General features: G+C 59.1%; 26 protein-coding genes. 3 read left to right on the top strand and 23 right to left on the bottom strand.

Annotated features, from left to right (window positions below; all coding sequences use genetic code 11):
* Nucleotides 1-22: 22 nt before the first annotated feature.
* From MWU53_RS03085 to MWU53_RS03075, 3 genes are all read right to left on the bottom strand, one after another.
* Nucleotides 23-544 (bottom strand): lipocalin family protein, encoded by a 522-nt coding sequence (locus MWU53_RS03085; protein ID WP_247090341.1) that lies wholly within the window; start codon nt 542-544, stop codon nt 23-25.
* Between the two features lie 11 nt (nt 545-555).
* Entirely contained in the window at nt 556-1614 is a 1059-nt protein-coding gene (locus MWU53_RS03080; protein ID WP_247090340.1) for an aldo/keto reductase, read from the bottom strand.
* Nucleotides 1615-1719: 105 nt separating this feature from the next.
* Nucleotides 1720-2499, bottom strand: a complete 780-nt coding sequence (locus MWU53_RS03075; RefSeq protein WP_247090338.1) for an SDR family oxidoreductase — start codon at nt 2497-2499, stop codon at nt 1720-1722.
* A gap of 105 nt (nt 2500-2604) precedes the next feature.
* Here MWU53_RS03075 and MWU53_RS03070 point away from each other — a divergent pair, with 105 nt between their 5' ends.
* Nucleotides 2605-4212: a peptide chain release factor 3 gene (locus tag MWU53_RS03070; RefSeq protein ID WP_247090336.1), complete on the top strand. Its 1608-nt coding sequence runs from the start codon at nt 2605-2607 to the stop codon at nt 4210-4212.
* A 65-nt stretch (nt 4213-4277) separates the two neighbouring features.
* Here MWU53_RS03070 and MWU53_RS03065 read toward each other — a convergent pair whose 3' ends face one another.
* Entirely contained in the window at nt 4278-4895 is a 618-nt protein-coding gene (locus MWU53_RS03065; RefSeq protein WP_247090334.1) for a PepSY-associated TM helix domain-containing protein, read from the bottom strand.
* A 296-nt stretch (nt 4896-5191) separates the two neighbouring features.
* On the opposite strand from MWU53_RS03065, the gene MWU53_RS03060 reads away from it, so the two are divergent.
* Nucleotides 5192-6610, top strand: coding sequence for a DEAD/DEAH box helicase (locus MWU53_RS03060; RefSeq protein WP_247090332.1), 1419 nt, complete (start codon nt 5192-5194; stop codon nt 6608-6610).
* A complete protein-coding gene (locus MWU53_RS03055) occupies nt 6611-7282 on the top strand; it encodes a class I SAM-dependent methyltransferase (protein ID WP_247090330.1) in 672 nt (223 codons plus the stop codon). It begins immediately after the preceding gene.
* A gap of 30 nt (nt 7283-7312) precedes the next feature.
* On the opposite strand, the gene MWU53_RS03050 is transcribed toward MWU53_RS03055, so the two are convergent.
* From MWU53_RS03050 to MWU53_RS02960, 19 genes are all read right to left on the bottom strand, one after another.
* Nucleotides 7313-8974, bottom strand: a complete 1662-nt coding sequence (locus MWU53_RS03050) for a ribonuclease J (RefSeq protein WP_247090328.1) — start codon at nt 8972-8974, stop codon at nt 7313-7315.
* On the bottom strand, nt 8971-9750 hold the full coding sequence (locus tag MWU53_RS03045; protein WP_247090326.1) for a type III pantothenate kinase: 780 nt from the start codon (nt 9748-9750) through the stop codon (nt 8971-8973). The genes MWU53_RS03050 and MWU53_RS03045 overlap by 4 nt, the downstream gene beginning before the upstream one ends.
* An 11-nt stretch (nt 9751-9761) precedes the next feature.
* Complete coding sequence (locus MWU53_RS03040; RefSeq protein WP_247090535.1) at nt 9762-10514, bottom strand: biotin--[acetyl-CoA-carboxylase] ligase; 753 nt, start codon at nt 10512-10514, stop codon at nt 9762-9764.
* A gap of 4 nt (nt 10515-10518) precedes the next feature.
* The gene (gene nuoN / locus MWU53_RS03035; RefSeq protein ID WP_247090324.1) at nt 10519-11955 is read right to left on the bottom strand and encodes an NADH-quinone oxidoreductase subunit NuoN; all 1437 of its coding nucleotides are present in this window, start codon (nt 11953-11955) and stop codon (nt 10519-10521) included.
* 12 nt (nt 11956-11967) lie between these two features.
* Nucleotides 11968-13512 (bottom strand): NADH-quinone oxidoreductase subunit M, encoded by a 1545-nt coding sequence (locus MWU53_RS03030; protein ID WP_247090322.1) that lies wholly within the window; start codon nt 13510-13512, stop codon nt 11968-11970.
* Nucleotides 13512-15668 carry an NADH-quinone oxidoreductase subunit L gene (nuoL, locus tag MWU53_RS03025; protein ID WP_247090320.1) on the bottom strand — a complete coding sequence of 719 codons (2157 nt, stop codon included), beginning with the start codon at nt 15666-15668 and terminating at the stop codon, nt 13512-13514. The genes MWU53_RS03030 and nuoL overlap by 1 nt, the downstream gene beginning before the upstream one ends.
* Nucleotides 15669-15674: 6 nt before the next feature.
* Nucleotides 15675-15980, bottom strand: a complete 306-nt coding sequence (gene nuoK, locus MWU53_RS03020; protein WP_108856011.1) for an NADH-quinone oxidoreductase subunit NuoK — start codon at nt 15978-15980, stop codon at nt 15675-15677.
* Nucleotides 15981-16048: 68 nt separating this feature from the next.
* A complete protein-coding gene (locus MWU53_RS03015; protein ID WP_247090318.1) occupies nt 16049-16663 on the bottom strand; it encodes an NADH-quinone oxidoreductase subunit J in 615 nt (204 codons plus the stop codon).
* Nucleotides 16660-17067 carry a carboxymuconolactone decarboxylase family protein gene (locus MWU53_RS03010; RefSeq protein WP_247090316.1) on the bottom strand — a complete coding sequence of 136 codons (408 nt, stop codon included), beginning with the start codon at nt 17065-17067 and terminating at the stop codon, nt 16660-16662. Before MWU53_RS03010 ends, MWU53_RS03015 begins: the two co-directional genes overlap by 4 nt.
* An 11-nt stretch (nt 17068-17078) precedes the next feature.
* Nucleotides 17079-17570, bottom strand: a complete 492-nt coding sequence (gene nuoI / locus MWU53_RS03005; protein WP_247090314.1) for an NADH-quinone oxidoreductase subunit NuoI — start codon at nt 17568-17570, stop codon at nt 17079-17081.
* Nucleotides 17571-17573: 3 nt separating this feature from the next.
* Nucleotides 17574-18611 carry an NADH-quinone oxidoreductase subunit NuoH gene (nuoH, locus tag MWU53_RS03000; protein ID WP_247090313.1) on the bottom strand — a complete coding sequence of 346 codons (1038 nt, stop codon included), beginning with the start codon at nt 18609-18611 and terminating at the stop codon, nt 17574-17576.
* A gap of 36 nt (nt 18612-18647) precedes the next feature.
* Nucleotides 18648-20669 (bottom strand): NADH-quinone oxidoreductase subunit NuoG, encoded by a 2022-nt coding sequence (gene nuoG, locus MWU53_RS02995; RefSeq protein WP_247090311.1) that lies wholly within the window; start codon nt 20667-20669, stop codon nt 18648-18650.
* A gap of 59 nt (nt 20670-20728) precedes the next feature.
* Entirely contained in the window at nt 20729-21148 is a 420-nt protein-coding gene (locus MWU53_RS02990; protein WP_247090308.1) for a DUF5333 domain-containing protein, read from the bottom strand.
* A 146-nt stretch (nt 21149-21294) separates the two neighbouring features.
* Complete coding sequence (gene nuoF, locus MWU53_RS02985) at nt 21295-22590, bottom strand: NADH-quinone oxidoreductase subunit NuoF (RefSeq protein WP_247090306.1); 1296 nt, start codon at nt 22588-22590, stop codon at nt 21295-21297.
* 6 nt (nt 22591-22596) lie between these two features.
* Entirely contained in the window at nt 22597-22821 is a 225-nt protein-coding gene (locus tag MWU53_RS02980) for a DUF5337 domain-containing protein (protein ID WP_247090304.1), read from the bottom strand.
* Between the two features lie 9 nt (nt 22822-22830).
* Nucleotides 22831-23976 carry an NADH-quinone oxidoreductase subunit E gene (locus MWU53_RS02975; RefSeq protein WP_247090302.1) on the bottom strand — a complete coding sequence of 382 codons (1146 nt, stop codon included), beginning with the start codon at nt 23974-23976 and terminating at the stop codon, nt 22831-22833.
* A complete protein-coding gene (locus MWU53_RS02970; protein ID WP_247090533.1) occupies nt 23976-25196 on the bottom strand; it encodes an NADH-quinone oxidoreductase subunit D in 1221 nt (406 codons plus the stop codon). Before MWU53_RS02970 ends, MWU53_RS02975 begins: the two co-directional genes overlap by 1 nt.
* Nucleotides 25196-26053, bottom strand: a complete 858-nt coding sequence (locus MWU53_RS02965; protein ID WP_247090301.1) for a sulfotransferase — start codon at nt 26051-26053, stop codon at nt 25196-25198. The genes MWU53_RS02970 and MWU53_RS02965 overlap by 1 nt, the downstream gene beginning before the upstream one ends.
* Nucleotides 26054-26058: 5 nt before the next feature.
* Complete coding sequence (locus tag MWU53_RS02960; RefSeq protein WP_247090298.1) at nt 26059-26670, bottom strand: NADH-quinone oxidoreductase subunit C; 612 nt, start codon at nt 26668-26670, stop codon at nt 26059-26061.
* Nucleotides 26671-26672: the final 2 nt, after the last annotated feature.

Below are 26672 nucleotides of genomic sequence, written 5' to 3'. Positions count from 1 at the left end.
CATCCCTTCGCAAGCTTAGGGCTTAGCGTGTTTGCAACCGATCCGTGGCGTATCCGTTAAACGCCAGCATATCGGCGGCCGCCCTGATGCGATCCGCGCCCCCAGTGCGCTTCCGGTCGATGATCCAGCCGAAGCTGCCCGACGGCGTGCCGATCGCCGCCGTGCGATAGTCCGCATCCACCCAAAGCACCCAGTATTCGGTTCCAAAAGGCGGCGTACCCACGATGATCCGGCCGGGGATTTTCATCTGCGCGTCATAACGCTCGCGCGAGCTGGCCGCGTTGCTAAGCGTGATGCCCGTGATGCCCTGCGCGCCGTGTTCGATGGACACCTTACCATAAAGTGGTGTCTCGCCGGGGTGCACAAACTCACCCCGGATCACCCAGTCCCCGGCGAACCGGGACGCATCGAACCGCGTGGTCGAGCTGATGGGGCGGCGGGTGTTGCGATGAAACTCGATCCCGCCATTGCTGACACAGGCCGCGACCAACGTGGGCGCAACAGCGGCAACACCAAGTTTCAGCACAGTACGTCGATCCATCATCATGGGCTTCCTCAGAACGGCATCGGGTGCGCGCGATGCGCCGCGTCGATATCGGCGAGAACTCCGTTTGACAAGACCAGATCCTTGCCATCCAAAATCAGCCCCAGCTGCTCCATCGAAGACGCGCCAAAGATCGTTGACCCCATGAAGGGCCGCCCGACCGAGAACGCCAAGGCCATCTGCACCAGATCAAGCCCGTGCTTGTCCGCAACTGCCTGATAGGCATCCACCGCGGGGAACGCTTGGTCTGTGATACGTCCGCCCAAATCCGGATAGCCGTTCTTCGCCGCGATCTCGAGACGCGAGCCAGCAGGCACGGCGCCGTTTTGATACTTACCCGTCAGCAGCCCTGTTGCGAGTGGTGAGAAAGACAGAACACGCGTGCCTTCGTTCATGCACAGCTCGGCCAGATCGGTGTCCGCAAGGCGATGCATCAGACTGTATTCATTCTGGATCGAGATCACCTCGGGCGCGCCCATTTCGCGGGCAATGCGCAGCCACTGCGCCGTGCCCCACGCGCTTTCATTCGACAACCCGAAATGGCGGACCTTGCCTGCGGCCACGACCTCGGCCATGGCAGTCAGCACGTCGCGCATATGCGCTTCGGTTTCTTCGCGGTTCTGGCGCGACGGGTCAAACGTCCAGTTCTGACGGAAGGCATAGCTGCCGCGCAGGGGCCAGTGGGTCTGGTAGATGTCGATATAGTCAGTCTGCAGCTTTTCCAGAGACTCGTTCACCGCCTGATGGATGATCGCACTATCATAGCCCTTACCGTCCCGTTTCCAGCCCGGATTGTCGCCCGAGACTTTGGTGGCGATGACCACCTCGTCGCGCCGCCCAGACTTGGCCAGCCAGCTACCGATCACCGCCTCCGATGCACCACAGCGCTCTGCCTTAATTGGGTTCACCGGGTACATCTCGGCCGTGTCGATGAAGTTGCCGCCATAATCCAGAAACATGTCGATCTGCGCGTGGCCCTCGGCCTCGGTGTTCGTTGACCCCCACAGCATGGAACCCAGACACAGCGCACTGACCTCGAGTGCACCATCGGCAAGCTTATTCATACGCATCCTGTGTCTCCCTTATCGGACGGTAAAACGGGTGTGGCGGCAAAAGTATGCATGCCGGGGGAAATCACAAGCCTTCCCCGGCACCGCCAACCAATCTTTGTGGGTTTAAAGCGTTGTGTTCGTGGCCCCGCCATCCAGAAGCACATTCTGTCCGACCATGAACCCAGCATGTTGCGAGCACATGAACGCACAAGTGGCGCCGAACTCTTCCTTGGTGCCGTAACGGCCCGCGGGAAGCGTGGCGTATTTTTGGGCGCGGGCCTCGTCAAAGGACACACCACCCGCATCCGCCGCAGCCTGATCCAGTGAAATCATGCGGTCCGTGTCATGCAGACCCGGCAACAGGTTGTTGATGATCACGCCCTGCCCGGCCATCTGGCGCGACACACCCGCGACAAAGCCAGTCAAGCCCGTGCGTGCTGTGTTGGACAGACCCAACACTGCAATCGGCGCTTTTACCGAGACACTGGTGATGTTCACCACACGGCCCCAACCACGCGCTGCCATGCCGGGGATCAACGCCTGCATCAGTGCAATCGGGGTCAGCATGTTGGCGTCAAACGCCTCGATGAATGCCTCCCGCTCCCAATCTGTCCATGTGCCGGGGGGTGGGCCGCCGGCATTGGTCACAAGGATATCAACCTCGCCCGCCGCGTCCAGAACGCGCGCGCGGCCGTCGTCCGAGGTAATGTCAGCGGCGACCGTTACCACGTCGACACCTGTTTCAGCACGGATAACCTCTGCGGCTTCAAGCAACGGCCCCTCGGTCCGCGCGTTCATCACCAGCGACACGCCTTCGCGCGCCAGCGCCTGCGCGCAGCCAAACCCTAAGCCCTTCGACGACGCGCAGACCAGCGCTTTCTTTCCCGAAATTCCCAGATCCATGTGATCCTCCACTGCAATTTTTGGTTTTCCAACACCTAGCGGTCCGCGCATCCCGAACGCAACCTGCATGTTGCACCACCCTGCCCTCGTCGCTATATGCGACCCATGTTGGATACGAAAACAAACCGCCCCGAATTGCCGCCCGAGATTGCGCGCCGTCGCACATTTGCGATCATCAGCCACCCGGACGCCGGCAAGACGACTCTGACTGAAAAGTTCCTTCTGTATGGTGGCGCCATTCAGATGGCGGGTCAGGTGCGCGCCAAGGGCGAGGCACGCCGCACGCGCTCGGACTTCATGAAGATGGAACAGGATCGGGGCATCTCGGTCTCGGCCTCGGCCATGTCGTTTGATTTCGGCAAGTACCGGTTCAATCTGGTCGACACGCCCGGCCACTCGGACTTCTCGGAAGACACCTATCGCACGCTAACCGCAGTAGACGCCGCCGTCATGGTGATCGACGGGGCGAAAGGTGTGGAAAGCCAGACGCAGAAATTGTTCGAGGTCTGCCGCCTGCGTGACCTTCCGATCCTGACTTTCTGTAACAAGATGGACCGCGAAAGCCGCGATACCTTTGATATTATTGACGAGATTCAGGAAAACCTCGCCATCGACGTCTCCCCTGCCAGCTGGCCCATCGGCATGGGGCGCGACTTCATGGGGACCTATGACCTGCTGAATGACCGTTTGGAGCTGATGGACCGCGCCGACCGCAATGTGGTTGCCGAAACCATCGAGATCAAAGGCCTGGACGATCCCAAACTGGCCGAACATGTACCCGAGCATCTGCTTGAGAAGTTTCTGGAAGAGGTCGAAATGGCCAAGGAACTTCTGCCCACGCTCGACCCGCAATCGGTTCTGGAAGGTCACATGACCCCGATTTGGTTCGGTTCCGCCATCAATTCGTTTGGTGTGCAAGAACTGATGCAGGGCATCGCCGATTACGGCCCGGAACCGCAGCCCCAACAAGCCGATCCACGTGCAATTGCGCCCGAGGAAAAGAAGGTCGCAGGCTTTGTCTTCAAGGTTCAGGCCAACATGGACCCGAAGCACCGCGACCGCGTGGCCTTCATGCGTCTGGCCTCGGGCCACTTTAAGCGCGGCATGAAACTGACCCATGTGCGCTCGAAAAAGCCGATGGCGGTGTCGAACCCGGTGCTGTTCCTTGCCTCGGACCGTGAACTCGCGGAAGAGGCTTGGGCCGGCGACATCATCGGCATTCCGAACCACGGCCAGTTGCGCATCGGTGACACGCTGACCGAAGGCGAGATGATCCGCGCCACTGGAATTCCGTCCTTCGCGCCAGAACTTCTGCAGGGCGTCCGCGCTGGCGATCCGATGAAAGCCAAACACCTTGAAAAGGCGCTGATGCAGTTTGCGGAAGAAGGGGCCGCCAAGGTCTTCAAACCCAACATCGGCTCGGGCTTTATCGTCGGCGTCGTCGGTGCACTTCAGTTCGAAGTCCTCGCCAGCCGGATCGAGCTGGAATACGGCCTGCCCGTGCGCTTCGAGCAGTCACAATTCACCTCGGCCCGCTGGATCATCGGCGACAAGGACGAAGTCGAAAAGCTGGTGAACGCCAACAAGCAGCACATCGCCCATGACAATGACGGCGACCCGGTGTTTTTGACGCGTCTTCAATGGGATATCGACCGTGTTGAACGTGACTATCCGGACCTAAGACTGTCAGCCACCAAGGAAATGATGGTCTGACAAGCGGCGGGGCAAAATTGCACCCGCCCAACTCACTTACGGACACATCCCAAATCTCAGAAGCCTCACTTCGAGGCGCTGATGGTTGACGCCGATGCCGCGCGCAAACGGGCGCGCCTATTTCTGCGCCGACGTAAGCGCGGCATCAGAAACAGCGTCACCCCAGACAGGGCGAACAGAACGAAACAGCCTGCGACGATGTCGGTAATCCATCGTCCAAACGTAGAGTCGATCCAACCATAATTGTGGATGCGGTCCATGACCGAACCCCAATAGCGTTTCGAATGCAAAAGCTGGCCATCGGGGGAGAATGTCTCGCGGGTAAACCATGTTTTAACCCAATAATGACCCGTGTTGCGTTCGACCAGAACCTGATCCGAGCCTGATTTAAACTTCCAGACAGGTCGGTCATGATATTTCGACGATTTCCCCTCTTCAAACTCTGCCTCTGGATAGATTTTGTACGCCAGCCTGCGCGCGTCACCTTGTGTAACTGGCGCAGCAGAAGGCCAGCTTTCAAACTGCGACTCGTCGTATGCAGCAGGTGACAGGAAGTCACTCACGGCCCGAGCGTGGTTCATGTACAAACCCGTAACGCCGACCAAAACGATCCAAGGCAATAGAAGCACTCCGATCCAGCCATGGAGCGTTTTCAGCATTCGTTCGATTGAGGGGAATTGCACAGAGTGGCCCTCCTGAAATCAAGGCTATTCAACCGCATCGGTGGCGACGCAATGCAATGTGGCATATGTCGCGCCTCGCTTCATCTGAATTTCATCTAGGTCGCGAAGATCACCATGTTTGGGCGAAAAATAGCCTAGTTAGCAGTGTTTTGCGCTGTGAGCGGGCGATGCCCCCATTTCCTTGACCTTTCACACTATAAACAGTATTCCCACAGCGTGAGATGTTCAGCAATCCGGTTGAACAGGCCGTGCTGAAATTGCGGCCGACACGAGCTGCAAACTGCAAAGGCCCTCTTTTGACAAAATTCTCCGATCTGAAACTCAGCCCCAAGGTGCTGAAAGCTATTGACGAAGCGGGCTATGAAAGCCCGACCCCCATTCAGGCAGGCGCCATTCCCCCTGCCCTTGAAGGCCGCGACGTGTTGGGCATTGCCCAGACCGGCACCGGCAAGACAGCCTCGTTCACGCTGCCCATGATCTCGGCCCTTGCGCGTGGCCGCGCCCGTGCACGTATGCCGCGATCGCTGGTGCTCTGCCCGACTCGCGAGCTGGCCGCACAGGTTGCGGAAAACTTCGACGTTTACGCCAAGCATGTGAAACTGACCAAAGCCCTTCTAATCGGCGGTGTCAGCTTCAAGGAACAAGATCAGCTGATCGACCGCGGTGTCGACGTTCTGATCGCAACACCCGGCCGCTTGCTGGACCATTTCGAGCGCGGCAAGCTGCTTCTGACTGGTGTGCAAATCATGGTGGTGGACGAAGCCGACCGGATGCTCGACATGGGGTTCATTCCCGACATCGAGCGTATCTTCGGTCTGACACCGTTTACCCGCCAAACTCTGTTCTTCTCGGCCACAATGGCGCCGGAAATCGAGCGGATCACCAACACCTTCCTGTCCAACCCCGAACGGATCGAGGTCGCCCGTCAGGCCACCACGTCCGAGACGATCACACAGGAACTGTGCATGTTCAAACCCTCGCGCCGCGATCGTGCGGCAAGCGAGAAGCGCAAACTTCTGCGTGCCCTGATCGACCGCGAAGGTGACAAGTGCACCAACGCGATCATTTTCTGCAACCGGAAGACGGACGTGGATATCTGCGCGAAATCTCTTAGCAAGTATGGCTATGACGCAGCCCCGATCCACGGTGATCTGGAACAATCCAAACGTATGGAAGTTCTGGATGGGTTCCGCGCAGGCACACTTCGGTTCTTGTGTGCATCAGACGTGGCAGCGCGCGGGTTGGACATTCCGAATGTAAGCCACGTATTCAACTATGATGTGCCGGGGCATGCGGAAGACTATGTTCACCGCATCGGGCGTACCGGGCGTGCGGGGCGTGAAGGCAAAGCCATCATGATCTGCGAGCCGCGCGACGAAAAGAATCTGGACGCGGTCGAGCGGCTGATCGAAAAAGAAGTTCCGCGGGTCGACAATCCGCTGAAAGACGAAAAGCCCAAGCGCAGCAGTGCAAAATCGGACGAGGACAAGGCCGAAAAGCCCGCCCGTCAGCGTAAAAGCGATAAGCCCAAGGACGTCGTTGCAGATACCGCTCCAGCGGAACAGCCGCAGCCAGAGGCCAAGCCCGAGCGCAACGACCGCAACAAATCGCGCGGCCGTGGCAACAATCGTGGTGGCGGGAACAAGGTTGTTGGCATGGGCGATCACCTGCCCGAGTTCATCGCCAAAAGCTTTGACGAGCGTCGCGCAGGCTAAATGGCGCGGCAGATCGCGATCCCTACGGGGCTTCAGCCCGAAGACGCTGAAGCCTCGTTGGCGATGACACACGAAGCGTTCCCTTTTCCGCAATCCGAGATCAACCGCCTAAACAGGCGCCGGTATATCCTTGATCTGCTGCCGCAAAATTCGGTTGGCGCGGAAATCGGCGTGTTTCGTGGCCATTTCTCAGAATTGATCTGTAATCAGGTCAAGCCACGGTTACTGTACCTGATCGACCGGTGGACCCAATTGGGCGAGACATTTGACTGGGGAAAGGGGGCATATTTGAATGGTGGCGAATTGCCCACTGAACTTGCGCGGCAGGAAACCACGCTGCGCTGCGTGCTACACCCGGACACAGAATGTCATGTGATCGAGGGTTTCTATCCGGACTGCGCCGATGTGATCGATGCGCCTCTGGATTGGGCCTATCTGGACGCAAGCCACGCGTTCGAAGACACTTATCGCGAGGTACAGGCCCTGTCGCGGCAGGTCAAACCCGGGGGCTTCATCCTGGGCGACGACTGGCGGCCAGACCCGAACAGCTTTCAACACGGTGTTTATCGTGCCGTTCAGAAATTCACATCCGAGACCGAATGGGAGATCGTGATGTGCGGTCCCGCGGGTCAGTGGTTGATCCGCCGCAGCCCAAACTACGGCGAAATCTAACCCGCGGAACAGGTGCCCAAAGGCTCCTGCTTACTCTAACCGGCTGACAACGATGGTCACTTCCGGTTTGCGCCCGATCTCGTCATTCGTAGACTTCCGAGCGATGCGTTTCAGCTCGTCGCCCAGCTTGTCCTCATCACGCAACGTCTTGTTCGACGCCCGCATCAGGAACTGTCCCAGATCCTCTTCCAGCACATCCACAAGCGGTGCATTTGAATGGCCGACCTCGGGCAGGCCCATCAGCTCGACCCACGGCTCACCCAGCGGCTCGTCGCCATCCAGAATGACGTTCACGATGACATGGCCGTTCAGCGCCAATCGGATCCGGTCGCGGACGATCCCGTCCAGCGCTCCGATCAGGATGTCTCCATCCAGATAAATACGATCCGTTTCAACATGTTCCACTACATGCGGTGCATCACCCGTCAGGTCACAGACCGCGCCGTTTACCACAACCATCGAGAGGCGCCCGCCCTTCTCGGCCAGTTTGGCATGTTCGCGCAGGTGGCGGTGTTCGCCATGCATGGGGATGACCATTTGCGGGTTGATGATCTCGTGCACGCGCTGCAAATCCGGGCGGTTCGCGTGGCCTGAGACGTGATAACGGTCGTTCTCTGCGACCAGCTCCACACCCATTTCCGAGAACGCGTTCATGATGCGGATTACGCCGCGCTCGTTGCCTGGAATGGTCTTGGACGAGAACAGGAACATGTCCCCTTCCGCCATCGACAGGCCCATATACTTGCCCCGCGCCAGTTGAGCCGAGGCCGCACGCCTTTCGCCCTGCGATCCGGTTACGATCAGCATCAGGTTTTCGCGCGGGATGTCGCGTGCATCTTCTGGTGTCACGGTGGTCGGGAAGTCGTGCAGGACCGAGGTCTCGATCCCTGCCTGAATCATCCGGCGCATGGCGCGCCCCAGCAGACAGACCGAACGGCCAGCGGCCTTACCCGCATCTGCCAGTTGCTTTACCCGTGCCACGTTCGAGGCAAAGGTGGTTGCCACCACCATATGCGGTGCGTCCTTGATCAACTGGGTCAGCTCGGGGCCAACTTCGGCCTCGGAACGCCCGGGTGCGGGTGAAAACACGTTTGTCGAGTCGCAGACCAATGCCTTCACGCCCGGCTTTGCCACCTCGCGCCACAGGTCTTCATCAAACGCATCGCCTAGAACCGGGGTTTCATCCAGCTTGAAGTCGCCGGTATGCACGATCCGGCCTGCAGGCGTGTCGATGACCAGGCCCGCACTTTCGGGGATCGAGTGGCTCAGAGGCAGGAACGAGACCTTAAAGGGCCCGGCCTCGATGACCTGCGGATAAACGCCAGCCGTAATTACAACCTCGGGCACCTGCCCTGCTTCTTCCAGCTTGCGTTGCGCGTGGTAGCGGGTGAAGGGGCGTGCGTGGATCGGCGCCTTCAGTTTCGAATAGAGACGCCCGACTGCGCCCACATGATCCTCGTGTGCGTGGGTGATGAAGATGGCTTCCAGGCGGTCGACATTCTCTACCAGCCACGAAATATCGGGCATGATCAGGTTCACGCCCGGCGTCGTATCCATATCCGGGAAGGTCACGCCAAGATCCACAAGGATCAGTCGCTCCTTGCCGGGCTTGCCATAGCCATAGACATAGGCGTTCATGCCGATCTCGCCGGCGCCCCCCAGCGGGAGGTAAATCAGACGGTCAGCACTCATATGTTGCCCTGTTCCTTATTGTAGTCGTAGATGCGCACAAGCCCGTGCATGGTCAGATCTTCATCGATCTTGTCGTATAGATGCGCGCCTTGTTCAAAGAGCGGCGCGAGCCCTCCGGTTCCGATGACCTTCATGGGAAGGCCGTATTCGTCTTTCACTTTTTGCACCAGCCCCTGCACAAGGCCCACATAGCCCCAAAAAATGCCGGACTGGATGCAGCCAACGGTGTTGGTGCCGATCACTTTGTCGGGTTGGGTGACGTCCACATGCGGCAGGGCCGCCGCCCCTTGGTGCAGAGCTTCCAGCGACAGGTTCACGCCGGGGGCAATCACGCCGCCGATATAGGCCCCGTCATGGGCCACCACGTCGATATTCGTCGCTGTGCCGAAATCCACCACCATGCAGTCGCCGCCATAGCGTTCGTACCCAGCCACGGCGTTGGCCAGACGATCCGGACCGGGCGTGGTCCCTTGATCTACACGCGGCGCAACCGGTAGCAGACAATCAGGTTTGCCGACGACCAGCGGGCGCAAGCCAAAGAAGCGATCCGCGAAAACACGCAGGTTCCACACCACGCGCGGCACGGTCGAGCTGATCGCAACGCCGGTAATCTGTGGATCAATCTTGTAGTGATTGATCAGCGTCGAGAACCACGTGAAATAGGCATCCGCAGTGCGCGAATGGTGTGTGGACGTTCTGAGCGTGCACAGGAATTTTTCGCCATCCCAGATCGAGAAAACGGTGTTCGTGTTGCCGCAGTCAATGGCCAGAAGCATGGGCCACTCCTTCAGAAAAAGATCTCGGCCGCGGGGATGACCTCGCGGGATTTTGCTGTTGATAGGACAAGGTTGCCCTGCGCGTCCACTGTTTCAAATCGTCCCACGTATTCGTCGCGGGTGGTGCGGGCGGTGATGACCTCGCCCAGACGGGCGGCGCGGGCCAGCCACGCCTCGCGGATGGGTTCGAACCCGTAGGTGGTGAACTGGGTCTCGTAATGCTGATAGGCCGGGGCCAAAAAGCCCAGAAACTCTTCGGGTGTCAGCTGAACGCCCGTCTCGCCAGCCAAACTGACGGGGGCCACGGCGGTGGCTTCAATCTGCTCGGTCTGTGGTGCCTCGATCAGGTTTACGCCGATCCCGATGGCGATGTGGCTGACCTGCCCCCCTGCAAGGCCGGCGCTTTCCAGAAGGATGCCTGCGACCTTACCGCCATTTAGAAGCACGTCATTGGGCCATTTCAACGACAATCCGCTGGTGCGCCCGGTGGCCGCGGCGAATGCATCATAAAGCGCCAAGGATGCCACGAAGCTGCGTAGCGCGACCTTATCCGGGGTCTCGTTCGGACGCATGACCAGCGTCGCCGAGAAGTGGCCGCGCGGTGCGGCCCATGGCCTGCCCCGCCGTCCGCGCCCGGCGGTTTGCTCATGCGCAAGCACCCATGTGGGGCCCAAAAGGCCCGGCGCAATACGCCGGGCCTCTTCATTCGTGCTGTCCACACTGGCCAGAACGCGTTTTTCAACACCCTCGGGCCATTTGGGCAGAGCTTTATTTGACAAGGGCTTCAGCAGCCGCAGCAGCGGCGCCTTCGATGCCGAAGAAGTTCACGACACCCAGCAGGATGATCGCAGCCGACCCCATCAGAGCCGCCCAAGCAGCGGGCGACATGTTCAGCTCCAGCCCTTCACCTTCTTCACCGAAATACATGAAGTACACGATGCGCAGATAGTAGAAGGCACCGATGACCGAGGCGATCACACCCGCCACCGCGAGCCACGCCATTCCGGCCTGAACGGCGGCGATCAGCACACCATATTTGGCGAAGAAGCCCAGCATTGGCGGAACACCTGCCAGCGAGAACAACAGGATCAGCATCGCCAGACCCTTCAGTTTGTCGTTCACGGCAAACTGGTTCAGCGCGGCGATGTCGGTCACGGGGCGACCGTCACGCTCCATCGACATGATAAACGCGAAGGTGCCGATGTTCATGGTCAGATAGACGGCCATGTAAAGCAGCATCGCCTGCACACCATATGCGCTGCCCGCAGCCAGACCCAGCAGGGCAAAACCCATATGGGCAATGGACGAGTACGCCATCAGACGCTTGATGTTGGTTTGACCGATCGCGGCGAAAGCACCAAGGAACATCGACAATACGGCCAGAAGCGCGATGATCTGCTGCCAGTCGCCTACGGCCTGGCCGAAGGCGTCAAACAGAACGCGGGCAAACAGGCCCATCGCGGCGAGTTTCGGTGCGGTGGCGAAGAAGGCGGTAACTGGGGTCGGGGCGCCTTCGTACACGTCCGGGGTCCACATGTGGAACGGTACGGCGGATACCTTGAAGGCCAGACCGGCGGTCACGAAGACCAGACCGATCAGCAGACCAAGGCCAACCTGACCGTGGTTCGCGGCTTCGATGATGCCCGAGAACAAAGTCGTGCCCGAATAACCGTAAACCAGCGACGAACCGTAGAGCAGAAGGCCCGAGGACAGCGCGCCCAGCACGAAGTATTTCAGACCGGCTTCGGTCGACTTCACGCTATCGCGGTTCAACGAGGCGACGACGTAAAGCGACAACGACTGCAGTTCGAGACCCATATAGAGCGTCATCAGATCGCCCGCCGAGACCATGACCATCATGCCCACGGTGCCAAGCGTTACAAGGATCGGATACTCGAATTTCAGAAGCCCACGGCGCGACATAGTCGCCTCGCCCATGACCAGAACCGCAGCGGCGGCCAACAGGATCGCAACCTTGGCGAAGCGCGAATAGGCGTCGTCCAGGAACATGCCATTGAACGCGGCGGTGTTGCCGTCTCCGCCAGCAACCATCAGGGCCACGACGACCATCACGGCGCCGGTGATCCAGGTGATCGGCTTGGCCATCCCGTCCTTCGACGTATAGACCGCGCCCAGAAGCGCCACCATCGCATAGACCGCAAGGATCAGCTCAGGCAGAACCGTTTGAATATCAACAGAGCTCATCTTTCGCTCTCCTTAATGCGCTGCGGCCTGAGCCATCTCTGCAGCATCTGCAGGAACGGCGGCGTGGAAGTTGGTCAGAAGCGCCTCGACCGAGGGGCCAATGATATCCGTGACCAGCGACGGGTAGACACCCAGAAGCAGGGTCATGAAGACGAGCGGTGCGAAGATCGCTTTCTCGCGGCTATTCATCTCGGTAATCGACTTCAGGCTTTCCTTGATCAGGTCGCCAAAGACGACGCGGCGATACAAGTACAGCGCATACGCGGCCGAGAAGATCACGCCCGAGGTCGCAACCAGAGCTACCCAGGTATTGGCTTTGAACATGCCGACCAGGGTCAGGAATTCACCCACAAAGCCCGAGGTGCCCGGCAGACCCACGTTCGCCATGGTAAAGAACATGAAGATCAGCGCGTAAGCTGGCATCCGGTTTACAAGGCCACCATAGGCCGAGATCTCGCGGGTATGCATGCGGTCATAGATAACGCCCACACACAGGAAGAGCGCGCCCGAGATGAAGCCGTGGCTGATCATCTGGAAGATCGCGCCGTCCAAACCTTGTTGGTTCAACGAGAAGATACCAGCGGTGACATAGCCCATGTGCGCAACGGATGAATACGCGATCAGCTTTTTCATGTCTTCCTGAACCAGCGCCACCAGCGAAGTATAGACGATCGCAATCGCCGACATCCACAGAACAAAGCACGCCATCGTATCCGCCCCGATGGGGAACATCGGCAAGCTGAAGCGCAGGAAGCCGTAGCCGCCCATTTTCAACAGGATCGCGGCCAGCACGACCGAACCGGCGGTCGGCGCTTGCACGTGTGCGTCAGGCAACCAAGTGTGGACCGGCCACATCGGCATTTTTACTGCGAAGCTTGCGAAGAACGCCAGGAACAGCAGTGTCTGTGCACCGCCTACGACCTGAATGCCCATGAGGCTGAAATCTTCCGAACCAAAGCTGTGGTTCATCAGCGTCGGGATATCTGTCGTGCCCGCGTCAACGAACATATAGATCATCGCAACCAGCATCAGGACCGAGCCGAGGAAGGTATAGAGGAAGAACTTGAAGGACGCATAGATGCGGTCCTTGCCGCCCCAGATGCCGATGATCAGGAACATCGGGATCAGACCTGCTTCGAAGAACAGGTAGAACAGCACCAGATCCAGCGCCATGAAGACGCCCAGCATCAGGGTTTCAAGCAGCAGGAAGGCAATCATGTATTCCTTCACGCGGGTTTTCACGCCCCAGCTGGCCCAGATGGTCAGCGGCATCATGAAGGTGGTGAGCATCACGAACAGAACCGAGATCCCGTCGACGCCCATCTTGTACTTCAGGCCCATGATCCACTCGCCCTCTTCTACGAACTGGAAGCCGGTGTCGGTGGGGTCAAACCCGACAAGCACCAGAAGCGAGAAAAGGAAGGTTGCAACCGTCGCTGCCAGCGCAAGGTATTTTGCGTTGCGCCCGGCCGCTTCGTCATCCCCGCGCAAGAACAGCGCAAGGATCACCGCCGCGACCAGCGGCAGGAAGGTGATGATGGAAAGCAGGTTGTTCATTAGTGCGCTCCACCGCTGAAGATAATCATGATTGTCACCAAGGCGACGATGCCAAGAACCATCGCGAAGGCATAAGAGAAGAGGTAACCGGTCTGTGCGCGGCCAGCCTGCTTGGTGAACCAGGGCACGATGCCCATCGCCACGCCATTCAGGAAGCCGTCAATCACGTTGCCGTCACCGCGTTTCCACAAGAACCGTCCAACGATGAACGCAGGTTTGACGAAAAGGATGTCGTAGATCTCGTCGAAGTACCATTTGTTCAGAAGGAAGTTGTAGACCAGCGGGAAGGTGGCCGCGAGACGCTTTGGCAGAGAGGGGTTCAGGATGTAGAACCAGAAGGCCGTGGCGAAACCGATGATCATCGCAATAAAGGGCGAGATCTTGACCCATTTCGGCACATAATGCGCGTCATGCAGGACGTGGTTGTCCGGGTGCATGAAGATCGCACCTTTCGGCGCTTCACCGTGATGAGCAGCAGCGACAGGCGCATGCGCCGGGTCGGCCATGGTTTCAGCATGCGCTTCTTCCGTGGCGTGACCATCGTCAGCGTGGGTATCATCAGCATGCGTATCTGCAGCTTGATCGTCACCGTGGCTCTCAGCAGCCTCGCCATGGGTGGCCGAGGCATGCGCTTCGATCCCGAAGAACTGGTTCACTTTATCTTCTTTCCCGAAGAACGGGCCGTACCAGATCATACCGGCAAAGATCGCACCAATGGCAAGAACACCCAGCGGGATGGTCATGACCAGCGGGCTTTCGTGGGCATGCTCATGCGTGTGCTTGTCACCGCGTTGCTTACCATAGAAGGTCATGAACATCAGACGCCAGCTGTAGAAGCTGGTGAACAGCGCCGCGATGACCAGCATCCAGAAGGCATATCCGCCATTGGTGCCGGCAAATGCGCTTTCAATCACGGCATCTTTCGACAGGAAGCCAGCAAAGCCGATGGTGGTCAGCGGGATGCCGACACCGGTGATGGCCAGCGTACCGATCATCATTGCCCAGAAAGTGATGGGCATCTTCTTACGCAGGTTGCCATAGTTCCGCATGTCCTGCTCGTGATGCATCCCGTGGATGACCGAACCGGCCCCAAGGAACAGCATCGCCTTGAAGAAGGCGTGGGTGAACAGGTGGAACATGGCGACCGAGTAGACGCCGACGCCAGCGGCCACGAACATGTAGCCCAGCTGCGAACAGGTCGAATACGCGATCACGCGTTTGATGTCGTTTTGCACAAGGCCCACGGTGGCCGCGAAGAACGCAGTAGTGGCTCCAAGGAAGACGATGAAGTTGGTGGCCTCAGGTGCGTATTCCATCAGGGGCGACATGCGGCAAACCAGGAAGACACCGGCGGTTACCATGGTCGCGGCGTGGATCAGCGCCGACACCGGGGTCGGGCCTTCCATCGCGTCGGGAAGCCAGGTGTGCAGGATCAGCTGCGCCGATTTACCCATCGCGCCAACAAACAGCAGGAAGGCCAGCAGGTTTGCTGCGTTCCAATCGGTCCACAGGAAGTGGATGTTGGTCTCTGCCAGCGCAGGCGCCGCTGCGAACACGTCGTCAAAGCGGATGCTGTCGGTCATGTAGAACAGGCCGAAGATCCCCAAAGCGAAGCCAAAGTCACCCACACGGTTCACCACGAAAGCTTTGATCGCTGCCGCGTTGGCCGAGGGTTTCTTATAGTAAAAGCCGATCAGCAGATACGAGGCAACGCCCACACCTTCCCAGCCAAAGAACATCTGCAGCAGGTTGTCCGAGGTCACCAGCATCAACATGGTGAAGGTGAAGAAGGACAGATAGGCGAAGAAGCGGGGGCGATAGCTTTCGCCCTCGAACTGCGGGTCGTGGGCCATATAGCCCATGGAATAAAGGTGAACCAGCGACGAGACCGAGGTCACAACGACCAGCATGATCGCGGTCAGACGGTCCAGACGGATCGACCAGTCAACGCTCAGCGAACCCGACTGCACCCAATCCATCAGATGGATGACCTGCGTCTCGGAACCAAGACCAAGGAAGGTAATCCACGACAGGAAGGCAGACCAGAACAGCAGGGCTGTGGTCAGGATCTGCGCGCCCTTGTCTCCGATGAAGCGGTGACCGAAGCCAGCGACCAACGCGCCAAAAAGCGGGGCAAAAAGGATGAACTGTACCATTCTTGGTTAGCCTTTCATCACGTTGACATCTTCGACAGCGATTGTGCCGCGGTTGCGGAAGAAGCTGACAAGGATCGCCAGACCGATGGCAGCTTCAGCAGCCGCCACAGTCAAAACAAAGAGCGTGAAAACCTGCCCCGTCAGATCGCCCAGATAGGACGAGAACGCGACAAGGTTGATGTTCACGGAAAGAAGCATCAATTCGATCGACATCAGAAGGATGATGACGTTCTTACGGTTCAGGAAGAGCCCGAAAATGCCGATGACGAACAGCGCCGCACCAACTGCGAGATAATGTTCAAGACCTACCATTTTGTCCCTTCCATTCCGGGCGCACATTTCGGCACCCACATCGTTTTATTCTTGTTCATCTCTGCCCCTCAAAGCCCCTGCCCCGGTTTCACGTCGATGATCTCCATCGCTTTGGCTGGGTCGCGGTGCATCTGGGCCATGACGTTCTGGCGCTTCACATTCGTGCGGTGGCGCAGGGTCAGGACGATGGCGCCGATCATGGCGACCAGCAGGATTAGACCCGCCAGTTGGAAGAGCAGGATGTATTGGGTGTAAAGGATCTGGCCCAGAGCCTCGGTGTTATGGGCCACGTCCAGCGCGGGGGTGACTGCAGCACGTGCAGCCTCGGCCCCATCAGCAAACTGCCACACGCCGAAGATGGTGCCCAGTTCCATCAGCAGGATGACCCCGATCAGCAGTGCCAGCGGCAGAGATTTCGACATCTCGGCCTTCAGAGCTTCGAAATCCACGTCCAGCATCATGACGACGAACAGAAACAGCACCGCGACCGCGCCCACATAGACGATCATCAAGAGCATCGCCACGAACTCGGCGCCCAAAAGGACGAACAGACCCGTTGCGCCGATGAAGGCGGTGATCAGCCACAGGACCGAATGGACGGGGTTTCTTGCCATCACGGTAAAGAACCCGCCGACCACGGTGGTCAGGGCAAAGAGGTAAAAGGCGAAATCGGCAACGCTCATGCGTTCCCCTCCTCGTTTTCGGCAAAGACGGCATTTGCTTCTTCAAGCGCCCGGTTCATCGCCGGCAGGCCGCCCAACATGGACATTTGATAGATCACTTCCGCGATCTCTTTTTCGGTGGCACCCGCTTCCAACGCGTGGCGCACGGTCACTTTCAGCTGCGGTCCGGCCTGCGCGCCTGCAGCCACCAGCCCGGCAAGGGCCACCAGCATGCGGGTCTTCGTGTCCAGACCATCCTTGTTGAAGGCATTGCCAAACATCATGTCCATCATGTCTTTCGGCATGGTGGGCATCAGTTTGTCCAAGCCCTCGGGAACGAACTTCTCGAGCGCGGGGTTGAAGGCGCGGAGCATCAAGGTGCCCTGCTCCAGCATTTCAGCGTATTTCTTGGAAAAGTCGTTCATTGGATCATTCCTCAGCGGTAAGGCGCATCAAGTTCGATGTTGCGCGCGATCTCGGCTTCCCAGCGTTCGCCGTTCTCAAGCAGTTTTGCCTTGTCATAGAACAGCTCTTCACGGGTTTCCGTCGCGAACTCGAAATTCGGACCTTCGACAATGGCATCCACCGGGCAGGCTTCCTGACAGAAGCCGCAATAGATGCATTTGGTCATGTCGATGTCATAGCGCGTGGTGCGGCGCGAGCCGTCGTCGCGGGGCTCCGCGTCGATGGTGATCGCTTGCGCGGGGCAGATTGCCTCGCACAGTTTACAGGCGATGCAGCGCTCTTCCCCGTTGGGATAGCGACGCAGGGCGTGTTCCCCACGGAAGCGCGGCGACAGCGGGCCCTTTTCAAACGGGTAGTTGATCGTCGCCTTCTTCGAGAAGAAGTACTTCAGGCCCAGCTGGAACCCTTTGATGAAGTCCGTCAGCAGGAAGTACTTCGTTGCGCGTGCGTAATCAAAAGCCATTGATCAGCCCCCCACAGTCCAGCGGGCATAAGCGCCCCAGAATGCCCCATATTGGGCGAAGAATGCGACCAGCACGACCCAGCCCAACGACAAGGGCAGGAAGACTTTCCAGCCAATGCGCATCAGTTGGTCATAGCGGTAACGCGGCGTGATGGCCTTCACCATCGAGAAGATGAAGAAGAAGAAGAAGATCTTCGCAAACAGCCACAGGATGCCATCCGGCAGGGCCTCGACCGGCGACAGCCAGCCACCGAAGAACAGGATCGAGATCAGCGTACACATCAGAACGATGGCCACATATTCACCGATCATGAACAGCAGGAACGGGGTTGACGAGTATTCAACCTGATAACCAGCCACCAGTTCCGATTCCGCTTCGGGAAGGTCAAACGGCGGGCGGTTGGTTTCTGCCAGTGCCGAGATCAGGAACAGGAAGACCATCGGGAAGTGCGGCAACCAGTACCAGCTCAGAAGGCCCGCGCCGTCTTGTGCGCGCACGATGTCACCGAAGTTCATTGACCCGGTCGAGATGATCACACCGATGATGATCAGGCCGATCGATACTTCGTAGGAAATCATCTGCGCAGCCGAGCGCAGCGAGCCAAGGAACGGGTATTTCGAGTTCGACGCCCAGCCGCCCATGATCACGCCGTAGACCTCGAGCGAGGAGACCGCGAAGACGAACAGGATCGCCACGTTCACATCTGCCAGAACCCAGCCGTCGTTGAACGGGATCACCGCCCAGGCGACCATTGCCAAGACGAAGCTCAGCATCGGGGCCAGCATGAAGACAAACCGGTCCGCACCCGCAGGCACCACGATTTCCTTCAAGACGTATTTCAGGAAGTCCGCAAAGGATTGCAGCACGCCGAAAGCACCAACCACGTTGGGACCTTTGCGCAGCTGAACGGCTGCCCAGACCTTGCGGTCGAAATAGAGCAGAAAGGCCAGCGCCACCAGAAGCGGAACCACGATCAGCAGACACTGACCAATGATCAAAAGCGCGATGCCTAAGTTTGTTGTGGTGAAGAATTCATACATATCTCTTCATGCCCTCAGACCGTAGGTATTCCATATTCATTCAGCAGCCAGCGACGCGCCGGTGCGGGCGCGCGCTTGTGCGGACAGTTCAGCCATCACTTCCGACGCCCGAGCAATCGGGTTGGTCAGATAGAAATCGCCAATTACATAGCGGAAGGATGCGTTGCCCATCTTCTCTACCGGCAAAGCCTGCCATTCATTGTCAGCCACCTGATCAACACCGCCCAAAACCGGAGCTGCTTCGACCATTGCGCGGCGTAGGCCCGCTTGCGTATCCCAAGGCAGGGTCGCGCCCAGTTCAGCCGACAACGCACGCAGGATGGCCCAGTTTTCCTTGGCCTCGCCCGGTGCGAAGTTGGCGCGCAGGGCAACCTGCGGGCGGCCCTCGGTGTTCACGAACAGACCGCTTTCCTCGGTATAGGCGGCTCCCGGAAGGATCACGTCAGCGCGCATGGCACCACGGTCACCGTGGCTGCCCTGATAGATCACGAAGGGGCCGTCTGCGATCTCGATCTCGTCCGCGCCCATGTTGAAGATGACGTCTGCGCCCGTCGTGGCGGCTTCCATGCCGCCCTCGGTCACAGCGCCCAGATCCATCGCGCCCACGCGGCCAGCCGCTGTGTGCAGGATCATCAGCTTGGAGCCAGTGTCTTCAGCCAGCTTCATGGCGTTCGACAGAACGGCCAGACCATCGGCTTCACGCAGGGCACCCTGCCCGACGATCACCACCGACGGCGCGTCTTTCACGGTGCAATAGTCCTTGCCAACGATGCTTTCCAGCGCGGCGCGGTCATTGCCCACATGCGCGTAATCGTAGGTCAGATCAACGGCTTCACCGACCAGACCAACTTCAGCACCCTTCAGCCACGCCTTGCGGATGCGGGCGTTCAGAACCGGCGCTTCAACGCGTGGGTTGGTGCCGATCAGCTGGATGAACTTGGCGTTGTCGATGTCTTCAATCGACGCGGTACCGACGTAACCCGAGCGGTTGCCAATAGGCAGACGCGCGTTGTCGGTGCGGCATTCTACGTTGCCACCTAGACCTTCAACGATGGTCTTCAGGCTGAACGCCGCCTCGGCAGACGCCAGATCACCGATCAGGCCGGCAACTTTGGTCGCACCGTTCAGTGCCTCGGCAGCTTTCGACAGAGCCTCCCCCCAGGTGGCTTTGCGCAATTTGCCGTTTTCGCGGATGTAAGGCACGTCCAGACGCTGACGGCGCAGACCGTCCCAGATGAAGCGTGTCTTGTCGGAAATCCATTCCTCGTTCACGCCGTCATGGTTGCGCGGCAGCACACGCATGACTTCGCGGCCCTTGGTGTCCACGCGGATGTTCGAGCCAAGCGCATCCATCACGTCGATGGTCTCGGTCTTGGTCAGTTCCCACGGACGGGCGGTGAACGCGTAAGGTTTCGAGGTCAGGGCACCGACCGGGCAGAGGTCGATGATGTTGCCTTGCAAGTTCGAATCCAGCGTCTGGTTTAGATAGCTGGTAATCTCGGCGTCTTCGCCGCGACCCGTCTGGCCCATCTGCGAAATGCCAGCGACCTCGGTCGTGAAGCGCACGCAGCGGGTGCAGGAAATACAGCGGGTCATCGCGGTCGACACCAGCGGCCCCAGATCCAGATCATCGACCGAGCGCTTCATCTCGTTGAAGCGCGTGCCTGACATGCCATAGGCCATCGCCTGATCTTGCAGGTCGCATTCGCCACCTTGGTCGCAGATCGGGCAATCCAGCGGGTGGTTGATCAGCATGAATTCCATCACGCCTTCGCGGGCCTTCTTAACCATCGGCGAGTTGGTTTTCACCACCGGCGGCTGCCCTTCCGGGCCGGGGCGCAGATCACGCACCTGCATGGCACAAGATGCTGCCGGCTTGGGCGGACCGCCCACGACCTCGACCAGACACATGCGGCAGTTGCCCGCAATCGACAGACGTTCGTGATAGCAGAAACGCGGAACCTCGATCCCGGCCACTTCACATGCCTGGATCAGCGTCATCGCGCCGTCCACTTCGACTTCCATGTCGTCAATGACGATCTTTTTCAGGTCGCTCATCACGGTCCCTTTTTCGTTCCATGGGCCGGCGTTTTCACCGTACCCACACATTCATGCCCTCAGCGCTCGTACAGTAACGAGCCTACGAAAGAGCGTTTTTCAATTTCGGCGCGGCCTACCGCGCAATAGGTTTCTTCCTGACCCGCGACCGCACCTTTCGACGCCAGCAGAGGCTCGGCGATGGCGCGGAAACGGTCCTGTTCGGTGTCGCTGTCTACGTAGGCCATGACCTCGCTGTGCGAAAAGCCCAACGTCATGGCATGCTTACGCAGCGAAAACGCTTTGTTCAGAAGGCGCAGCTTGCGCAGGGTCAGCGCGTCACAGTTTTCGTCGATCAGATAGGCAACAGAAGCGCCCAGCAGCTCGTTATGCATCCGCGCATCCTTGCGCAGCGGGTCATAATCGGTGGCAGATGCCATCCCGACCCCGGCAGTTACGCTCAGCCCAACGGCCATCAAAACTTTGCGAATACTCATCATGACAATTCTCCTTTGTTTACAAAGGAGATGGTGACGCAGGGCGCTGTCATGCAATAACAACGCGCTGAAACGGGCGAGAAACCGCCTGTTTTCAGTATGTTGTGGTGCTTGATCATTATCTCGCCTCTACCCGGTCAATCGTCTGCTTACTCAGCAGCGATACTGACTTTGCCCTGTTTGTTCACACGAATGCGGTCTTCAATTTCGTCACGGAAGTTGCGGATCAGGCCCTGGATCGGCCACGCGGCCGCGTCACCCAGCGCACAGATCGTGTGACCTTCGACCTGCTTGGTCACGTCCCACAACATGTCGATTTCTTCTACGTCGGCCTCGCCCTTCACCAGACGATCCATCACGCGCATCATCCAGCCGGTGCCTTCGCGGCACGGCGTACATTGGCCGCAGCTTTCGTGCTTATAGAATTTCGACAGACGCCAGATGGCTTTGATAATGTCGGTGGACTGGTCCATCACGATCACAGCCGCGGTGCCAAGACCCGAGCCCAGTTCGCCGCGCAGATAGTCGAAATCCATGATTGCGTCGCGCATGTTCTCGGCGCGCACACAAGGCACCGAGGAGCCACCCGGAATAACCGCTTTCAGGTTGTCCCAGCCGCCGCGAATACCGCCACAATGCTTTTCAATCAGCTCTTCAAAACTGATCGACATGGCTTCTTCAACCACACAGGGGTTGTTCACGTGACCCGAAATGCCAAACAGCTTCGTGCCCGCGTTGTTGGCGCGGCCAAAGCCCGCAAACCACTCAGGGCCACGGCGCAGGATGGTGGGCACAACCGCGATCGACTCCACGTTGTTCACCGTGGTCGGGCAGCCATACAGACCCGCGCCCGCCGGGAAAGGCGGCTTCATGCGGGGCATACCCTTTTTGCCCTCAAGGCTTTCGATCAGTGCGGTTTCTTCGCCACAGATATAGGCGCCCGCCCCGTGATGCAGAAACAGGTCGAAATCCCAGCCGGATTTCGCGGCGTTTTTGCCCAGCAGGCCCGCGTCATAGGCTTCGTCAATCGCCGCTTGCAGTGCTTCACGCTCGCGGATGAACTCGCCACGGATATAGATATAGGCAGTGTTGGCACCCATCGCGAAAGACGCAATCAGCGCACCTTCGATCAGCGTGTGCGGATCATGGCGCATGATCTCGCGGTCTTTACAGGTACCGGGTTCGGATTCGTCCGCGTTGATCACCAGATAGGCCGGACGCCCATCGCTTTCCTTCGGCATGAAAGACCATTTCAGACCGGTCGGGAAGCCCGCCCCGCCACGGCCCCGCAGGCCCGAGGCTTTCATCTGATCGATGATCCAGTCGCGACCGTTTTTGATGATCCCGGCTGTGCCGTCCCAGTGACCACGCGCTTTGGCGCCCGCAAGGGTACGCTCGTGCATGCCATAGAGGTTGGTAAAGATCCGGTCTTTATCCTGCAGCATTCGCTTCTATCCTTCATCCGTCCGGCGCTGGCGCCAGATCCGATACGTTACAACCAGTCCGAAAACGAACCCGGCCAGCGCCAGCATGTCCATCAGGGCCATGGTCCGGTTGGACCAGTCGAGGGAGTTGCCAGCAAACGTGCCTCCGACCCACAACAGACCGGTCGCAGCGATGACGATTGCCGCCAAACGCCCCTGCTGTCCGGTGTTGCTTTGCGGGTCAGTAGCCATTCTCATTCCTTAGTAAACCTTGCCCTTTTTGACCTTGGACGAGAATTCGGTCTCTCCGCCCTCGGCAAGGGTTTTGGCTTGCTCAATCCAGCCGTCCCGTTCGATCCGGCCTTTAAATTTCAGGTTGTCGTCAACCCAAGCGATTTCATCCGCGCCCCATTTGGCGATCTGGTCAAAATGCCAGAAGCCAAGCTCGTTCAGGGTCTGCTCCAGCTTGGGACCAACGCCCTTCAGCTGCTTCAGATCATCCGCGCCCGACTTGCGGGGGGCTTTCAGGGTACGCGGCTTCATCGCGGTGCCGGTCGCAGCGGGAGCCGCTTCGGCCTTCTCGGCTTTCTTCGGCTCGGCTTTCTTAGCAGCCGGTTTGGCCTGCTGGGCCGCCGTCTTGCCGGTCGCGGGCGCTTTCGGGGTCGGCGCAGCGGCGTTGCGGCCTGCCACGATCCCGTCTTTGCCAATCCACGGTGTCAGCAGCGGCACTTCGGTGCCGTCGATACGCTTCACGGTGTCCCCGATGTCGGTGGCCAGCTGGACCGACGCGTTATACTGCGTCTTGCCGCTGTCGTACTCGGTCAGCGAGGTCAGACCCGACAGAGGCTCGGCCGCATAACGACCGTTTTGCGGGCCGGGCGTGGGCACATTGCCAGCACGCAGCTCGTCCACGATCTTGGCGAAGCTCTCAGCCGTCAGGTCTTCGTAATAGTCTTTTCCGATCTGGGCCATCGGCGCGTTGGTGCAGGATCCAAGGCACTCGACCTCTTCCCAGCTCAGCTTGCCATCGCCGGACACAACATGCGGCTTGTCCGCGATCTTCTCGCGGCAGACGGCAATCAGGTCTTCCGCGCCACAGATCATGCAACCCGTGGTGCCGCAAATCTGGATATGCGCGACCGAGCCAACCGGCTGCAGCTGGAACATGAAATAGAACGAGGCCACTTCCAGCACGCGAATGTACGCCATGCCCAGCATGTCGGCGACAGCTTCAATCGCGGGCTTGGTCAGCCAGCCTTCCTGTTCCTGTGCCCGCCACAAAAGCGGGATCACCGCCGAGGCCTGACGCCCCTCGGGATATTTCGTGATCTGCCCTTCCGCCCAAGCAAGGTTGGCGGGCGTGAAAGCAAAGCTTTCGGGCTGTTCATGATGCAAACGGCGGAGCATTAGCGGTCGATCTCCCCAAACACGATATCCATGGTGCCGATGATGGCGGCAACGTCGGCCAGTTGGTGGCCACCGGCCACATAATCCATGGCCTGAAGATGCAGGAACCCGGGCGCGCGGATCTTCGAGCGGTAGGGTTTATTTGATCCGTCCGACACCAGATAAACGCCGAACTCACCTTTCGGGGCTTCAACGGCGGCATAGACTTCACCCTCGGGCAGTTTGAAGCCTTCGGTGTAAAGCTTGAAGTGGTGGATCAGGCTTTCCATCGACTGCTTCATGTCGCTGCGCTTGGGCGGGGAAAGCTTGCCACGGGCCATAACATCGCCCTGCCCTTCGGGGGCACGCAGTTTTTCAACACATTGCAGGATGATCGACAGCGACTGGCGCATCTCTTCCATACGGACAAGGTAGCGGTCGTAACAGTCGCCGTTTTTGCCGACGGGGATCTGGAATTCGAACTCGTCATAGCATTCATAGGGCTGCGCACGGCGCAAATCCCAAGCCAGACCGGAGCCACGGACCATCACACCCGAGAAGCCCCAATCCAGAATGTCCTGTTCGTCCACCACACCGATATCAGCGTTACGCTGTTTGAAGATGCGGTTTTCGGTCAGAAGCTCGTCCAGATCCTTGATGCGCGTCGGGAAATGATGCGCCCAAGTTTCGATATCGTCGATCAGCTCGGGCGGCAGGTCCTGATGCACACCGCCGGGACGGAAATAGGCTGCGTGCAGACGGGCACCGCAAGCGCGTTCATAAAAGCCCATCAGGGCCTCACGCTCGACAAAGCCCCACAGCGGAGGCGTCAAGGCACCAACGTCCATTGCCTGCGTGGTCACGTTCAGCAGGTGGTTCAGAATGCGGCCGATTTCCGAATACAGCACGCGGATCAGCTGACCACGGCGCGGGACTTCTACGCCGGCCAGTTTCTCGATCGCCAGACACCAAGCGTGTTCCTGGTTCATCGGAGCCACGTAGTCCAGACGATCGAAATACGGCAGGTTCTGCAGATACGTGCGGCTTTCCATCAGCTTTTCGGTGCCACGGTGCAGAAGGCCGATATGCGGGTCGGCCCGCTCGACGATCTCGCCATCCAGCTCAAGCACCATGCGCAGCACGCCGTGTGCCGCCGGGTGCTGAGGCCCGAAGTTGATGTTAAAGTTTCGGATCTTCTGTTCGCCGGTTTGGGCGTCTTCGAAGCTTTTGGATCCGTCCATCATACGCTCACCATCTTCTGGGTCCATTCCGACGGAAGCTCACCCATGAACTTCTCGACGAAATTGTATTGCGGTTTAAGTGCTGCTTGCAGCTGGGCCCGTTGGGCTGCTGGCAGGTCGGCAGACACGCTGCGATGCACCACGCGGTCAAACTGTGCCGGTTCATGGGTGATCCCCAGAAACGCACAGAGCCGCGCGATAGCGTCAGGCGTGAACAGCCGTTCGTAAAACTCAATGTGAAACATCTCGCGCGGGAGCGCCGCGTTCAGACGGTTCAGAGTGCGGCGATAGTTCGACCGCTCAAGGATGTTCGTGGCCGTCCCGTCCAGAACGCCCTTGATCTTGGCGTCCAAAGCAGCGCGACCGCCCTGCCCGGCGACCATGCGGATGTTCGACCAGATGCGTTCCACCGGGTCACGCATCAGATAGACAAAGCGCACGGTGTCGGTCAGCCCGGCCATCGCACGGAAGGTGGCTTCCTTCAGCATGCCATAGGCCGGGGTGAAGTCCCCGATCAGCTTGGCATCGCCGGCGGCTTTCTGGACAAAGCTCAGATAGGCGGCGTCGTCGCGGGTTTCCCCGTCAAACGTGTTCAGCCAGTCTTCGCCATCCTTCAGCAAACGCTTCTGATGCGGCTTCGGAGTGTCCTCTGCCGCCAGTCGGGCACGCACGCCGTCCAGACGCTCTTCCAACTGCTTGCGGTGCCATGCGCCGCTGCCATGCTCGAGCGCGTCGAAATAGTGAAGCTCCTTCACGGCCGGAAGCTGACACTCCCGGTGCGAATTGAGGTAGTCGTACAGCCAGCTTGTGCCAGCCTTCGTCGCCCCAACGCAGAATATGAAGGTTTGCCCACTCATCAGGTTCAGCCTTTGGCCTCTTCCGTTTTCTCGTCGCCGGGCAAGATGTAGGTGGCACCTTCCCACGGGGACATGAAGTCGAACTGGCGGTAATCCTGCGTCAGGGTCACGGGTTCATACACCACGCGCTTCTCGACCTCGTCATAGCGCACTTCGGTATAGCCGGTGGTCGGGAAATCCTTGCGCAGCGGGAAGCCACGGAAGCCATAATCCGTCAGGATGCGGCGCAAATCCGGGTGGCCTGTGAACAGGATGCCGAACATGTCGAAGACTTCACGCTCGAACCAGTTGGCCGATTTGTGGACCTCGGTGATCGAGGGCACCATCTCGTCCTCGCGCACGGCCACTTTCACGCGGATGCGCTGGTTCGTGTACATGGACAGGAAGTGGAATACCACGTCGAAACGGGCTTCACGCTCGGGATGGTCGACGGCGGTGATGTCCACCAGGGTCGAAAACTTGCAGGCGTTGTCCGTCTTCAGAAACTCGATGAAGGCCGGAATGCCCGACAGCGGCACATTCACGGTCAGGTCGCCATAGGCGACTTCCCAGCTCAGGACACAGTCAGGGCGCTTTGCCTCAATGGTTGCGCCAAGTTCGTTCAGGGCTTCGCTCATCG

The organism is Aliiroseovarius sp. S1123, assembly GCF_023015885.1.
Classification (GTDB): domain Bacteria; phylum Pseudomonadota; class Alphaproteobacteria; order Rhodobacterales; family Rhodobacteraceae; genus Aliiroseovarius.
This window is presented reverse-complemented; position numbering and strand designations above follow the sequence as displayed.